Below are 13,413 nucleotides of genomic sequence, written 5' to 3'. Positions count from 1 at the left end.
CCTCTAATCATCACTCTAATTTAATTTGTCCAATGACATTTCCATCACTATCAACAATGTCGCCATTGCCTGCCACTTTTCCAACCTTGCCAATTACTGTCGGTTTATTGTCTTGATCTAGAATCACATTGCCTAAGGCATCTGTTTGTAAAACATCATCACCATCGCGCTTCCCTACAATATTGCCGTTGTCATCGACCACAAAACCATCTTTATCAACTTTGCCCAATACATTGCCGTTTTTATCCACAGCCACATAGCTGGCTCCTATGCCGCCACCCGCTGCGGGGTAAGTGCCAATTTTGTTGCCGTCGTTATCAATAACATTGCCTTCGCCATCAATCGTGCCAATTAAATTGCCTTGGTCGTCGTAAACATTGCCTGCCAAAACTGTGCCGATCACTGTTTTGCCATCTAAACCAATCGCCTCCGTACCAGAGGGTGGCGTGTAAGTTGATCCACCATCATCAGAGCCACCACCAGAACCGCCGCCAGAGCCACCACCCGAGCCACCACCGGAACCACCATTACCGCCGTTATTAAAATTCACCAAAAAGTTTGGATATTCCGATGCAGAAATTGCGTAGGAATAACCTTCATAACGATTGCGTAACACCTGTCCTAGTATCTCCATCACACTGCATTTGTTTTCGTGGTTAGACCACTCCGTACGCTGCGAAGAAGCCGGACACTGCAAGGAGCCCGGCGGGGTAATCGGTTGCATCAGCGCAAAAACAATCGCCGATGTCACTACGATGTACTCCATGCTGGACTGCCCTTGCTGGTAAATTTTCATACCCCCTCAGAACGCCGTTTTCACTTCGTTAAACAACACCACCGACACACCTTCTTGTTCGTGAATAGCAATATTTACATCCACGCTGTCTTTTCTGTATGACAGCGCCTGCGAACCCACCGAAGGGTCCACTGGCGTCAAAAAAGAATTCCAACCGGCGCTTTCATAATGCATACGGTAAAAATCCATGTTGTCCACAATACTTTTCTCATTCAGTAACAACACCGTGCGCGCCCGTTTTCCTGGCATGGCATCACTAATATCGGATACCACTTCCGAATCTCCCATCATCGGCACACCAGAACCCAATATGACTTTTGTGCTGCGATTGCCTGGCAATTCACTAATGACCAATCTACCAACGGTCTTTTCTGCATCTTTAGGATCTGGCTTTACCTGCACAGAAAAGAAATAGTTTTCATCGCCTCTGCTGATTTGTTTCAACTCACCCAAATCATTTTCTACGAAACCTTTCTCGTCGATTTCTCCCTCTGCCCAATGTTTTCGGTAGAAATTAAGAATTTTTCGTACTGGCAATCACAATGAATATTCTCGATATACATGCGAACGCCGTTGTACACCATGTCGTCAGCCGTCCAGTCTGTCTCCACAAAATCAGGGCGATCAAACGATGGCCACGCTTGCGCCAGCGCAGGCAACACCAGAAAAACCCATGCCAGCAACCTGAGCTTATTCATTGAATGAGCACACGCCGTTTTTGTCACAGATATTCGCTTCATCCACACCAATGTTGAACGGGTCGGTGTTGTAACCGCCCATATCCCAACCATCGGAACTACCGGGGTCAGGCTGTTTTAACTTTGGCTCCAATAAAAGTACCGACAACACATCACGCATTGTATTAAGAATATCGTTATTCAAAAATGAACTCGGCACCAAGCCACCGGTCTGCGTCTTGAACATGGCAGGCCCTTGCGCGCTCCAGGAATCCACCAACAAAGCAGAATCGGCATACATCGCCAAATGCACGGTTTCGATAGTGTCCAGGCCATTTTTTTTCTGATCTTCCGGCACCACATAAGAAACATTGTTGAGAGGAATGCCAACGATATGGCTGTCACTTTCAAAGTAACCATCCAGATTGGGCGAGAAATTGCTGCGATTGCTGCCCAACCAACTAAACAATTTATAAACCGGTTGCAGGGTTTTAGTAAAAAACCGCAACACCTCATAGCCGATGCCTGGCGTTTCTTGCAGTTTTTCTACATTGACTTGCACACCGCCCACATCAACCAGCGGCTTGCCTTGGTAATCAAATAAAAACGGATTTAGCGATGAATCATTCAGCACAGCGCCGGATTGCGACAATATCGGCGCATTGGGCGCGCCCAACATACGCAGCCGCGCTTCATTGGCAATCACGCTAGACGTTTTTGCAGGAAACGTGCTGCCGCCCACAATTTCGACACCGGCAGGTATTTTGTCTGGCTCGTGCCACACACTGCGCTCCCATGCCACATAGCGCGCCATTTCTACCGAGGTTTGGCTCACTTCGCCGTATTTAGTCAGCACCGGCAAAATCAAAAATAGCGGCACCAATACAGCCGCAGCGACGATGGCGAATTCCGTCATTGCCTGACCGTATTGCCAATGACGATGTTGCTGATGGCGGCGCACACCGTTCATAAACCGAAAATTCCCTTGATGGCATTTTCGATCATGTCTTTGGCATAGCCGTCCATGTCGGTCATTTCATCCGTCACAGACTGCTTGACGTTATCCACTTGCCCTGCCAAGTCATACGAACTTTGCTGGATGCCCGTAAAAGCCCAAGCCAGTTTAGGCTCTTGTGCAAACATGGCAGAAATCAACACCATGTTATCGACCTGCGCCAAACGCGCGCCCCAATACGGGCTGAACGCATTGGGTTCTTCATCCAAACCGTCGGTGCGTTTGTAATAAATTTCACCGCTGGAGATGGCCTGCAAACCGGGCTTCTGACCAAAAGGCCCGAGTGTTACCGGGTCATCCGCAGATTGCCCCGCCGCCATATTTTCGAGCTGCAAATTTCCTGCGGGACTGGTGGCGCCCATATTGTCGGATGTGCGCGTATTTTTTTCCGGCATATACACCCACACCACATACGGCGGCGGAATCGTGCCCGGCCAGTCAAACTGCCAGCTCTGCCCTGAGGCATTTAAAAAATCGGGATCAATCGTGTGGAACGGCGACAAATCGCCGTAGCTCTGTACTTGCGTGGTGTTGTTTGGCCCCCACGGATAAAACGCCTTGCCTGGCGATGCCATGGCACTTGATGCTGGGTTGTTCTTCCAACTATCACCATACGCCGCATTCCAACCGGCCGCGCCCAGCGCCGTACCTCCTGTAAATAGATCCATCAATTTATATTGTTTTTTATCTTTCTTGTCTGTATGGGCAAGCTGCATTGTTCCGAAGCCCATGGGGAAGGGAAGCTCAGCAGAGATAGGGCTGCTACTGAAAATCCAAAGCTTCAGACCCAGTTTGAATTCGTTGGTATCCATCGATGACCAGTTGAAATGCTCGCGGTTGGCAGCCGGACCCGTACCGGCGATATAGCGCAGGGTTGTTCCACCTTCTTGAAAGAATCCAAATTTGGCACCAAAACCAAGTGGCCCAAACAACGTATTGAAAACAAGCTTAAATTCCTTGCCTAGGGAATAATTGGAGCGGTTCTTGCTCCACAAATCGCGCGAATCATTCACTGTCGCCGCCATTTGCCGCATGCAAGCGCGGTTGGTATCGCGATCTTCTTTGGTCGCCGATTTGCTCATCGCATCAGCCGGTTTACAGCCCTTGTTGTACTGCTCAAACAAAAACATATTCAAGAACTGCACAAACTCCGACACTGTACCCATCTTTGCGCCAGGGGCATTTTTTTGTATCAAGTCGTCACTGATGCTGAGCATGGTTTCGTACGTGCCGAAACGAAACGCCAGTTGCGAGTAGCCGTAGAACGTGTTCAAGCCAGTCACCAGCTTTGAATAAACGCCAGCAAACTGCCCCACCAGATTGGAGAATTTTGCGATACCCTGGCCTACCGTCGTAAGCACCGCCTTCACTATACCTGCCAAAACTGGACCGGCAATAGGAATTGGCATCAACATCTGGTTGAGAACATTTCCAAGGCTGATAAACGTGCTACCCCATTTCATCAACCACGTTGCAAGGCCGATGGTTTGCGCCAACGCCACTTCATTGGCGATCATCGCGCGATTGGTGTAAGCGGTGAAATTGAGATGGCGCGCTTCTAATAATGCAGCGCTGTAGGCCACGGAATCTGCGGCATTTTGCACTTCCATTTTGTCGCGCGTCAGTTGTGAGGTATTAAACAGCACCAACAGCGACAACATTAAAACGGTCAGAAACAATAAAACTAACAGCATGGCCTGGCCGCGCTGCCGCAAAACGACAGCGTGCCATGACAACCACAGCCAGCGCGAGTTCATCCCTGACTGGTCACAGAAAAATTACTGCTGGCCTTGCTGGTTGTCGTCAAACGTGCCCATGCCTTCCACCGTGCCAGCTTCCTTCTCTGCGTCTGCCGCACCTTTTTTAGCGGTGTCTTTAGATTGTTGGCCAGACAATTCTGTGGAAACATCTGCCACCGCACCCTGCATGGTTTGGCCAAAATAGCTGTATGCCGCAATGCCGGCAATCGCAATCAGAGCCACGATAATGATGTACTCCGTCATACCTTGACCCAGTTGTTTCAATTGACCTTTTACAGAAACGTTTTTCATAGCTCACTCCACGCTGTTGCGGCTTAGGAAAAATATCAGCAGAGCAAGCCGGAAACCCTGCCAACAATAAAACTAGATATTGCAGTCAGTGTCGTATTTCCAATCAAACACTTGCGCTTGATTTGTCACTAAACGAAACACCTGACGAGCAACCGGCATGCCTTCTCGATCAAAACCAGCCATATGCAAGTTCATATAAGAACCGGCAACACCTTTTACATTGAACTCCAACACATAGGCATTGAACTCACCGCTCTGCGACGGCAATTTTTCCCGCACGATGCCCAATACTTTTTGCCGATTTTCATGATTTACAGAAAAGTGGCGTGAAATTTTGATGGGATGCAAAGCCTTGCCACTGGTTTCCAGCCACACTTGTGATGGCGTGAAAAAATAGCCAGAGCGAAATGGATCGGGATAAACGGCGATTTTTACTGTTTCAAATTGCGCTTCAGGCGCGCTGCGATACTGCGCCGCCTTGCCGTTACCCACTGGGTCAGGAATCACCGGCAGAGGCACGATCACACCGGGCCCAACGCTGTGCTGGTTGATGACACGCGGCGCCAATAGCTGTAAACGCGCAGTGAAATCTACCTCTGGATAATACTTGGAAAAATAAGCAGGCTCAGCACCTTTATAGTTGCGAATGTGTGCGCAAAAAGGGTCTTTGTGGTTGGGGTTATCTATGGCGTTTTCCGGTAGAAACACATAGGCACTTTCTGTGGCGACAGAGGCGCAGCCACTCATCAGTGCCGCACAGAACACTCCAGCAAAAACAGATACGACAAAACGTGCGTGTCGACTTTCCATGGCAATACGGTTCCTCTATTTTTTATTTCAGAAGGTCAACGAAATCTTCCGACAGATCGCGAATCTTTATACTCATTAACTTAGCCAAACTGCGCAGAATCACCACGCCGATATCCGCATGTTGATTCAGTAACAACTCAAACCCTTTGCGGGTTAGTACCATTAGTACGGTCTCTTCCAATGCTGTGACTGTTGCTGAGCGAGGGGCATACTCGATCATCGCCATTTCACCAATCAGCTGACCACGGCGCAGCACGGCCAGCTCGATAGAGCGGCCAGACTGATTTTTTTTGGTGATTTGCAACTTGCCCTGCACCACATAGCACAGAAAATCTCCCTGATCGCCTTCCTTGAACAACACTTCACCCGCATCCAAATGCGTTTCATACATATGTTCTTCAACGATTTCTCGATCTGACTCGCTCAGACCGGAGAACAGAAAGGATTCTTCTAGAAACGTTTCGATTGCGTTTTCCATGCGCCCCTAGTAATTCCGATTGTTATCGTGGGATTAGTGTAACTGGCTTTTGCAAAAACAGGAACTAAGTGTCGATTGCATAAGCTCAGCACGCCGCCCAGCAGGCTACGAGCCCCCCTGCAATCCGTTGACTCCCCTACCTCAAAAAAGTATCGTTCCGCGTCTTTTATTCGCCCTATTCCAAGTCGCAACCGAGCCCGCCCATGAGCAAAGCACCTGCCAAGTCCTCCGCCTCAAAATCCACCAAAACCGCCACGCCCATCCCTTCATTAAAAAACCCCTTTGCCGAACACTGTGAAGTTGCCTTTAAGATTCCAGGGCAGCACAGCTACGAGCCAGGCCTATACGAAGCCACGCTCAAAATGGGGCATGACTTAATTCAGCGCCCCAAACTTGCATCAGGGGTGAGCAACACCCAGCGCCAACATTTGAAGAAGCGCATGACGGTATGGGAGCGCATTCAAGTGCTGGCCGACCACGACAGCGAACCCAATGTGCTGTACCAAAACTGGGGGCCTAACCTCGACGGTGCCAGCTTGGTCACCGCCATCATTAAAGTAAAAGGCCGCGATGTAGCGGTGTACGGTCACGACTTCACCGTGCGCGCAGGCTCCATGGATGCCACCAACGGCGAGAAAATTGCGCGCCTGTTCACTATGGCTGGCAAGCTCGGTATTCCCTTGGTGGGCATGAACGATTCCGCCGGTGCCTATGTACCAGCCGGCGTGGGCGGCTTGGACGGCTACGCCGAAGCGTTTACTGCGCTGCGCAAAATCTCTGGCCGCGTGCCTTCTTTAATGTGCATGTTCGGCTTCAACGCTGGCGGTGGCTCGTACTTGCCGCGCCAAGGCAGCTTTGTGATTCAACCCAACGAAACCTTCTTTGGCTTGACTGGCCCAGGGGTGGTGAAGTCAGTGCTCGGCGAAGATGTGACGCCCGATGAACTCGGCGGCCCCGCCGTGCACTCGCAATCCGGCGTTACCGATTTTGTAGTGCAAGACGAAGCCAGCGCCCTGTACTTGGTGCGCGAGCTGCTCGACTACCTGCCCTCCAACAACGAAACCGCCGCGCCGTTCCGCGCCACTAGCGATCCGGTTGATCGCAAAACCTGGGACATCGACATCCTGCTGAAAAAGCTTCAACTCACCCAGCGGTTTCAACACGCCGGTTGATATTTCTATTTTGATTCAACAAATTTGCGATCACGGTGATTTCTTTGAAATTCAACCTGAACGCGCGCGCAATACCATTTGCGCGTTTGGACGCATCGGTGGCCATGTCGCCGGTTTTGTCGCCAACAATTCCGCTGTCGCTTCAGGGCAGATTGATATTGCAGCGGCCTACAAAAATGCGCGTTTTATCCGCTTCTGTAACCTGTACAACATTCCTGTAATTTTCATGGAAGACACCACCGGCTTTTTGCCCGGTCGCGAACAGGAAACTGGCGGCATTGTGCAAGCTGGTCGCGCCATGTTGGATGCGATTATTGATCTGCGCACGCCGCGTTTTCTTGTCATCATTCGCAACGCATTTGGCGGCGCGTACGCTTCTTACAATAACTACCCCACCGGCGCTGACCATGTGATTGCGCTGCCCACTACGCGCCTCGCGGTAATGGGACCTGCGGGTGTAGAGTTTGTTTACAAAGACGAACTGCGCAAAATTCGCGCGGAAGTAAAAGCGCGCGCGGCAAAAGATCCACAAGGTGCAGCCGCTTGGGGCAAGCAAGAAGAAGCCCTGCTCGCACAACGCTACGAGCGCGAGTTGATGAACCCGAATGAAGCCCTGTCGCTGGGTTCGATTTCTTCTATCGTGATGCCATCCGATTTGCGCAAAGAAATTGCACTGAACCTCGAGCTGCATCTGCGCAGCTATAAACCATCGCCGCTGGTAGATATTCAGCGCGAATTTTTCTAATCGATTTCCAAGCTAATCTATTCTTAAAAAGCATTTAGAGGTTCACACCGTGGGCAGTAAAAAGAATTATTTGAACAACCCTTTGATTCACAGCGATCGTCGTCTCGATCAACACGCCTCCGACTGGGTGCGCAGTTTTGATTGCCGCGACATGAAACCCCTCATCATCTGTCGTGGCCCTATTCGCAAAGAAGCCATGGATGTGTTTGATGAAATGGGCATCCACGGCTACGGCATTTTGCTGTCGGAAAAAGACTCCATCACCTATACCAACGCGCTCGCGCCTGAGCTGCGCAAATTGACCGATCCTTCGCGCGTACACCGCGTGCCCGATTACACCGGCGCCAACAAAGAAGAGCGCCATCAACGCATTCAACAAATTGTTAGCATCGCGCATGAAAATGGCTACAACAGTATTTTTGCGGGCTACGGTTTTATGTCGGAAGACGCAGAAATGGTTTCTGCGATGGAAGAAGCCGGTTTGATTTTTATCGGCCCCGGTTCTTTTACGCAAAGCGCAGCAGGTTTAAAAGACGAAGCCAAACGCACCGCACTGGCCGCTGGCGTTTCTGTTACGCCTGGCATCAACAACGGCACCACACTGGCGCTGATTGCCAAAGCCAAAAATGAAGCGGGCCTCGCCAAAATTGCCAAAGAGTTCAAACTCGATGTCAAACTCGACAAACTGAAAACACTGGAAGACAAAGCCGAAGCTGTGCTCACAGCTTCTTACAAAGCGCGCGTGGATGTCATCACCGTGGATGACTTAGGCGTGACTTTGCATCAACAAATGTTGAAAATTTTTGCAGAAAACCCAAACAACCGTTTTCGCTTGAAAGCGATTTCCGGCGGCGGCGGTAAAGGTCAGCGCATTCTCAACGCACCGTCTTCTTACAAAGGCAGCAAAGAAGAACAGATCAAACAAGCCGCTGCGGTAACACCGGCACTGGTGCGCGAAGTGCTCGCCGAAGTGAAATGCAACGGCGTGGGCGACAACAAAAACGTGTTGATCGAAATGAACATCGAAACCACGCGCCACCAAGAAATTCAGGTGGTGGGCAATGGCGATTGGTGCATCACCATGGGCGGTCGCGATTGCTCATTGCAAATGCACGAACAAAAATTGCTGGAAGTGTCAGTTATTCATGAAGATTTGGTAAACGCACACGCAGAAGCCAAAGCAGCGGGTAAAAAAGCAGAAGCCACACAATTGGAACGCGACATCACCATACTCGGCAAAATGGAAGATGAAGCCGTGCGCTTTGGCCAAGCGGTTAAATTGAATTCTGTGGCCACCTTTGAGTGCATCGTCGATGGCGAACGCCACTACTTTATGGAAATGAACACGCGCATTCAGGTGGAACACCGCGTCACTGAATTGTGCTACGCCCTCACCTTTAGCAACCCTGACAATGCGAGCGATAACTTCACCGTTACTTCATTGGTAAATGTGATGGTGTTGCTGGCACGCCACGGCAAACGCCTGCCAAAACCATCGCGCAGCGTGCGCGAATTGTCTTCTGTTGAAGCGCGTTTGAATGCAACGAACGACGCACTGCAACCACATGCGGGCGGCGTGATTACCAAATGGTCTGATCCTATCGACGGCGAAATTCGCGACGATCAAGGCATCTCCATGCACAACCCAGACACCGATGTATTCATGAAATACACGCTGGCTGGCGCATACGATTCCAATATCGCGCTGCTGCTCACCACGGGCAAAGATCGTTTGGGCACTTACGCTTTGATGAGCGAAGTGATTCGTCGCACCGTATTGCGCGGCAAAGACCTTGCCACCAATTTAGATTTTCACTACGGTTTGGTGAATTGGTTTGTCGGCAACAACATCAATGCGCGCCCCACCACGCGCTTCATCGTGCCTTACCTCACCTTGGTCGGCGCATTGAAAGAACAAGCCAATCAAATTGATATTGCGCACGCGTGGAAAGCCGTGCGCCAAGCGGCACTCGCACAGGTTGGCAAAGAGGCTGAAAAAGCCATGGCTGCGGTGATTGATAGAAAAATCACTTTGTTCGATCGCATTTTTGAACCCTTGTTAGACAACCCACATGTTTTATCGGGCTGGTTGAGTCTGAACAAAGCGCATTTCAAAGTGAACAAAGGACAAGTGAGCTGGCTGGAAAATCCGGTAAAAATTCTGGCGGAAACCTATCACTACCTGAACATGGAAGCGCAAGAAAAAGCGCCGGCTGCTTATGTAATTTGGGATCACGACAACGAAGTGCTGCAAGACGCTGTGTGTTTCTACGCTGCGCTCGACGAAAAATTGGGTACGCCTGCGTGGAGCGATTTGCAGCAGCTGCTCGCAGCAAACGAAGCGCCAAAAGGCATTGCGAAAAAAGATTGGGCAGCGGTGCAAGCTGCGCATGTAGGCTATCAAGCAGGCTGCGATATTTTGAACCTGCTGCCCTATATTGCCGACAAGGCCAATTTCTTTTCATTGAGCGTGAATGCCGATCTGTCGATCAATATTCCTGAGCGCCTGAATGACAAAGACTTGCAAGACAAAATGGCGAAAGTGTTGGTGCCACCACCGGCTGCTAAATCGGATGAAATTCTCGCTGCCTCTGGCGGTATGTTCTATCCGCGTGAAGCGCCGGGCACGCCGAAGTATTTGGAAGTTGGCACGCACTTCAATAAAGGCGATGTGTTGTACATTGTTGAAGTGATGAAAATGTTCAACAAAGTGCATGCCACTTTTGCCGGCACCGTAACAGATGTGTTAGTAGATGTTGACGGAGCGATCATCAAAAAAGGTCAGCCGCTGTTCAAGATCAAGCCGGATGAAATCGTGGTGGTGGAGTCACCGGAGCAGATCAAAGCGCGCCGCAGAAAATACACGGACGAATTTATCAACCGCAATTTGGCGTAATCCATTCGCAATCCACCGACAGAACCAGCCTCGCGCTGGTTTTGTTGTTTTTACAACACGCAAAATTAAATGTAAAAAATCTTGACGCATTCCATTCCGCTACATAGAATGCGCGCTCTTCAAACGAAGACCTATGCGTCCCCTTCGTCTAGAGGCCTAGGACACCGCCCTTTCACGGCGGCGACAGGGGTTCGACTCCCCTAGGGGACGCCACTTTTCTTCACTGATGCCGCTTGGCATCAGCGCCGAGCGGAAATAGCTCAGTTGGTAGAGCACGACCTTGCCAAGGTCGGGGTCGGGAGTTCGAGTCTCCTTTTCCGCTCCAATATCTCACGGTAATCCAAACCCATTTTTGCCATTCCTTGGCAATTTTTAGCCTGCTGACTTCACGCCTTTCCACATGATTGATTGGCGGGCACGGCAATATCCATCAATTTGGGATTTGCGAGCATTAAGCTGTTCATGTGCGTGATAAAAGCATCGCGTGAAGGCAGGCGAATACGCGGATTGTTATTCGCTTCTTCTGCAATGGAGCTGACGGACCAACCACGATAATCGTGACCGGGATACACGCGTGTGTGCGGCGGCAATGCTAATAATCGTTGCAAACTGTCGTACTGCTGCCCCGCATTGCCATTTTGAAAATCGGTGCGACCACAACCACGAATCAACAATGTATCGCCAGTAAAAACCATAGGCTGGTTTTCGTTGTCTAACACAAAGCAATAAGAATCATTGGTGTGACCTGGTGTGTACAGCACTTGAAGTCGCAACGCGCCAACGGTGAGGATATCCCCGTCTTGATAAGTGCCATCAGCGCAACTGGCTGCGCTCTGTGCACCCACGCGTGTCATACAACCTGTACGCTTGCGCAACAAACCAGAGCCAGTGATGTGATCTGCATGCGTGTGGGTTTCAATACTTAAAACTAGCTTTAATTGCAGTTCTTCCAACAAGCGAAGCGTGTTATCCACTTGTATATCGACAGGATCAATCAACACAGCTTCTCTTGTTTTTTCATCAGCCAACAAATAACTGTAAGTCCATGAGTCGTGATCAAACAATTGACGAAACAGCATCACTATTCACCTCTGTTTATTAAAAAATCAAATGAGTTTTAACAACAACGCAGCGGACAACAAAACAACACTGGCACTAAATAATTTCTGCAATGTTGCGCCCGCTACGCGTTGACCAATAAGAAATCCCACAAACATGCCTAACACGCCACCACCAGCAACTTGCAGCAATGTGTTTGATAACACTTCTTGGCTCATCAGCAAATAACTGAGAAATCCAGCACTGGAAATCGCCGCAATTACGGCAAGCGAAGTCGCCACGGCGATGGCATAAGGGACAATTGATAGCATCATCAGCAAAGGAACAATAAGAAAGCCGCCACCCACGCCAAACATGCCAGACAAAAAACCCACCACCGCGCCACCCACACCCAGCCCTGCAATACAGCGCGGTTGCAGCTGAAAGTGTCCCGTTGCACTGAATGGACACAGCAGCGTAACCACTTCAGTCTGTTGTTCCGCACCGGCACGAATCACGCGTGTTGTATCCGGTTGTTGCACGGCCTGGCGCCACATTCGCACTGCGATAGCACTGGCCAGCAACACAAAACCAATCAACAGTGCCGCTTCAGGTAAGCCGTGCGCCGCCCATCTGCCCATTGGCGCCACAGCGGCACCCGTGGTTGCGAGAATGGCAGCGGGAACCCACAACACCTGTTTGCTGTGAATGCGCTGAATCACACCGCTGATAGCACTGGCCGCAACGGCGCCCAAGGCAATGCCTGCGGCGTGGTTCATCGGCAACTTGAGGCACAGTGCGAGCAATGGCACCGCCAGTACCGATCCGCCAGCGCCTGTCAGCCCCAGCACCAAGCCAATGACGATGCCAATCAGCACAGCCACTTCAACGATTCCAAGGCATACGCGCCAACAGCATCGCCATACCACAAGTGTCTGTGATACCCGCAAACATCAAGCCGGCACCGACAAATAGCGGCACTGCCAAAAAATACGGTTGCAGCAAAGACAAAAGACTGCCTAAAAACACCAGTGTGCCGGCCACCAAGCGCACCTGCCGTTCTAGCGACCACGCTCTGCCAGAGCCTTCTAAAACAACACCTTCTTGAGCAAGTGCGACTATCCCACCTTCAATGGTCACCACATTGCCGCCCAACTTCGCCGTGAGCAGTTCACAGGCGGCGCTTGAGCGTTTCCCCGACTGACACAACAGGGTGATGACTTCCCCATCGTTCAGTGTGGGCAAGATGCCTGCCTGTACCTTATCCAAGGGAAGATTTTCACTGCCTGGCACATGATTGGCGCGAAACTCGGCTGGTGAACGCACATCGATAATGCGATGGCGATAGCGTTGATCTTGTTGAAATGTCTTTGCATCAATAACTTTCATAGGGAACCTCTGTATTGGATGAAATACCGTTAGGGCAAAACTGTTCATGTAGCACTTGTATGACGGCCTTCACAGTAGGATTGGCAATCGAATAGAAAATGCCCGTGCCCTGCCTGCGTGTCGTAACCAACTGCGCATCCCGCAAGCTGGCTAGGTGTTGCGATAACGATGACTGGCTCAATGGCACTAACTCGCCCATTTCACTCACAGACATCTCACGCTCTATCAATGCGCACAAAATCAGCAGTCGGTTTTCATTCGCTAACTGCTTCAAAAACAACGAAGCCCGTTGCACATTGGCTGCCATTTGTTCTGCCTTCATTTGCTTACTCCAACGCTCTGCTGT

12 protein-coding genes, 2 tRNA genes and 2 pseudogenes are annotated in these 13,413 nt (G+C 50.5%); 4 read left to right on the top strand and 12 right to left on the bottom strand.

Annotated elements, in window-relative coordinates; genetic code table 11:
* Window positions 1–10: 10 nt before the first annotated feature.
* The 8 genes and pseudogenes from IPK30_11095 to IPK30_11060 form a co-directional block, all read right to left on the bottom strand.
* Window positions 11–796 carry a DUF3659 domain-containing protein gene (locus tag IPK30_11095; protein MBK8103784.1) on the bottom strand — a complete coding sequence of 262 codons (786 nt, stop codon included), beginning with the start codon at window positions 794–796 and terminating at the stop codon, window positions 11–13.
* Window positions 797–802: 6 nt separating this feature from the next.
* A complete protein-coding gene (locus IPK30_11090; GenBank protein ID MBK8103783.1) occupies window positions 803–1,249 on the bottom strand; it encodes a hypothetical protein in 447 nt (148 codons plus the stop codon).
* Window positions 1,250–1,257: 8 nt separating this feature from the next.
* Window positions 1,258–1,494, bottom strand: a complete 237-nt coding sequence (locus IPK30_11085; GenBank protein ID MBK8103782.1) for a hypothetical protein — start codon at window positions 1,492–1,494, stop codon at window positions 1,258–1,260.
* Window positions 1,487–2,443 carry a hypothetical protein gene (locus tag IPK30_11080; protein MBK8103781.1) on the bottom strand — a complete coding sequence of 319 codons (957 nt, stop codon included), beginning with the start codon at window positions 2,441–2,443 and terminating at the stop codon, window positions 1,487–1,489. Before IPK30_11080 ends, IPK30_11085 begins: the two co-directional genes overlap by 8 nt.
* Entirely contained in the window at window positions 2,440–4,245 is a 1,806-nt protein-coding gene (locus IPK30_11075) for a hypothetical protein (protein MBK8103780.1), read from the bottom strand. Before IPK30_11075 ends, IPK30_11080 begins: the two co-directional genes overlap by 4 nt.
* A 21-nt stretch (window positions 4,246–4,266) precedes the next feature.
* Window positions 4,267–4,551, bottom strand: a pseudogene (locus IPK30_11070) (pilus assembly protein).
* 60 nt (window positions 4,552–4,611) lie between these two features.
* Complete coding sequence (locus IPK30_11065; GenBank protein ID MBK8103779.1) at window positions 4,612–5,349, bottom strand: hypothetical protein; 738 nt, start codon at window positions 5,347–5,349, stop codon at window positions 4,612–4,614.
* A gap of 22 nt (window positions 5,350–5,371) precedes the next feature.
* On the bottom strand, window positions 5,372–5,827 hold the full coding sequence (locus IPK30_11060; protein MBK8103778.1) for a cyclic nucleotide-binding domain-containing protein: 456 nt from the start codon (window positions 5,825–5,827) through the stop codon (window positions 5,372–5,374).
* A gap of 203 nt (window positions 5,828–6,030) precedes the next feature.
* On the opposite strand from IPK30_11060, the pseudogene IPK30_11055 reads away from it, so the two are divergent.
* The 4 genes and pseudogenes from IPK30_11055 (at window position 6,031) to IPK30_11040 (ending at window position 10,965) form a co-directional block, all read left to right on the top strand.
* Window positions 6,031–7,744 (top strand): annotated as a pseudogene (locus IPK30_11055) (acetyl-CoA carboxylase carboxyltransferase subunit).
* A 151-nt stretch (window positions 7,745–7,895) separates the two neighbouring features.
* Entirely contained in the window at window positions 7,896–10,640 is a 2,745-nt protein-coding gene (locus IPK30_11050) for a biotin carboxylase (GenBank protein MBK8103777.1), read from the top strand.
* Window positions 10,641–10,777: 137 nt separating this feature from the next.
* Window positions 10,778–10,853: transfer RNA gene (locus IPK30_11045), tRNA-Glu, on the top strand.
* Window positions 10,854–10,889: 36 nt separating this feature from the next.
* Window positions 10,890–10,965: transfer RNA gene (locus tag IPK30_11040), tRNA-Gly, on the top strand.
* 61 nt (window positions 10,966–11,026) lie between these two features.
* On the opposite strand, the gene IPK30_11035 is transcribed toward IPK30_11040, so the two are convergent.
* Genes IPK30_11035 through IPK30_11020 form a run of 4 tightly spaced genes read right to left on the bottom strand, consistent with a single transcriptional unit; the run spans window position 11,027 to window position 13,389 of the window.
* Window positions 11,027–11,719 (bottom strand): MBL fold metallo-hydrolase, encoded by a 693-nt coding sequence (locus tag IPK30_11035; protein ID MBK8103776.1) that lies wholly within the window; start codon window positions 11,717–11,719, stop codon window positions 11,027–11,029.
* Between the two features lie 27 nt (window positions 11,720–11,746).
* On the bottom strand, window positions 11,747–12,562 hold the full coding sequence (locus tag IPK30_11030; GenBank protein MBK8103775.1) for a sulfite exporter TauE/SafE family protein: 816 nt from the start codon (window positions 12,560–12,562) through the stop codon (window positions 11,747–11,749).
* Window position 12,563: 1 nt separating this feature from the next.
* Complete coding sequence (locus IPK30_11025) at window positions 12,564–13,067, bottom strand: rhodanese-like domain-containing protein (protein ID MBK8103774.1); 504 nt, start codon at window positions 13,065–13,067, stop codon at window positions 12,564–12,566.
* Complete coding sequence (locus IPK30_11020; GenBank protein MBK8103773.1) at window positions 13,054–13,389, bottom strand: winged helix-turn-helix transcriptional regulator; 336 nt, start codon at window positions 13,387–13,389, stop codon at window positions 13,054–13,056. The genes IPK30_11025 and IPK30_11020 overlap by 14 nt, the downstream gene beginning before the upstream one ends.
* Window positions 13,390–13,413: the final 24 nt, after the last annotated feature.

This window comes from Cellvibrionales bacterium (assembly GCA_016713115.1).
GTDB lineage: Bacteria > Pseudomonadota > Gammaproteobacteria > Pseudomonadales > UBA7239 > UBA7239.
Note: the sequence above shows the minus strand (reverse complement) of the source record. Positions and strands in the feature narration are given on the sequence as shown.

Coding starts and splice junctions, on each gene's coding strand:
- IPK30_11095 (MBK8103784.1), bottom strand. CDS start 796: ATGAAAATTTACCAGCAAGGGCAGTCCAGCATGGAGTACATCGTAGTG.
- IPK30_11085 (MBK8103782.1), bottom strand. CDS start 1,494: ATGAATAAGCTCAGGTTGCTGGCATGGGTTTTTCTGGTGTTGCCTGCG.
- IPK30_11080 (MBK8103781.1), bottom strand. CDS start 2,443: ATGAACGGTGTGCGCCGCCATCAGCAACATCGTCATTGGCAATACGGT.
- IPK30_11075 (MBK8103780.1), bottom strand. CDS start 4,245: ATGAACTCGCGCTGGCTGTGGTTGTCATGGCACGCTGTCGTTTTGCGG.
- IPK30_11065 (MBK8103779.1), bottom strand. CDS start 5,349: ATGGAAAGTCGACACGCACGTTTTGTCGTATCTGTTTTTGCTGGAGTG.
- IPK30_11060 (MBK8103778.1), bottom strand. CDS start 5,827: ATGGAAAACGCAATCGAAACGTTTCTAGAAGAATCCTTTCTGTTCTCC.
- IPK30_11050 (MBK8103777.1), top strand. CDS start 7,896: ATGAAACCCCTCATCATCTGTCGTGGCCCTATTCGCAAAGAAGCCATG.
- IPK30_11035 (MBK8103776.1), bottom strand. CDS start 11,719: ATGCTGTTTCGTCAATTGTTTGATCACGACTCATGGACTTACAGTTAT.
- IPK30_11025 (MBK8103774.1), bottom strand. CDS start 13,067: ATGAAAGTTATTGATGCAAAGACATTTCAACAAGATCAACGCTATCGC.
- IPK30_11020 (MBK8103773.1), bottom strand. CDS start 13,389: ATGAAGGCAGAACAAATGGCAGCCAATGTGCAACGGGCTTCGTTGTTT.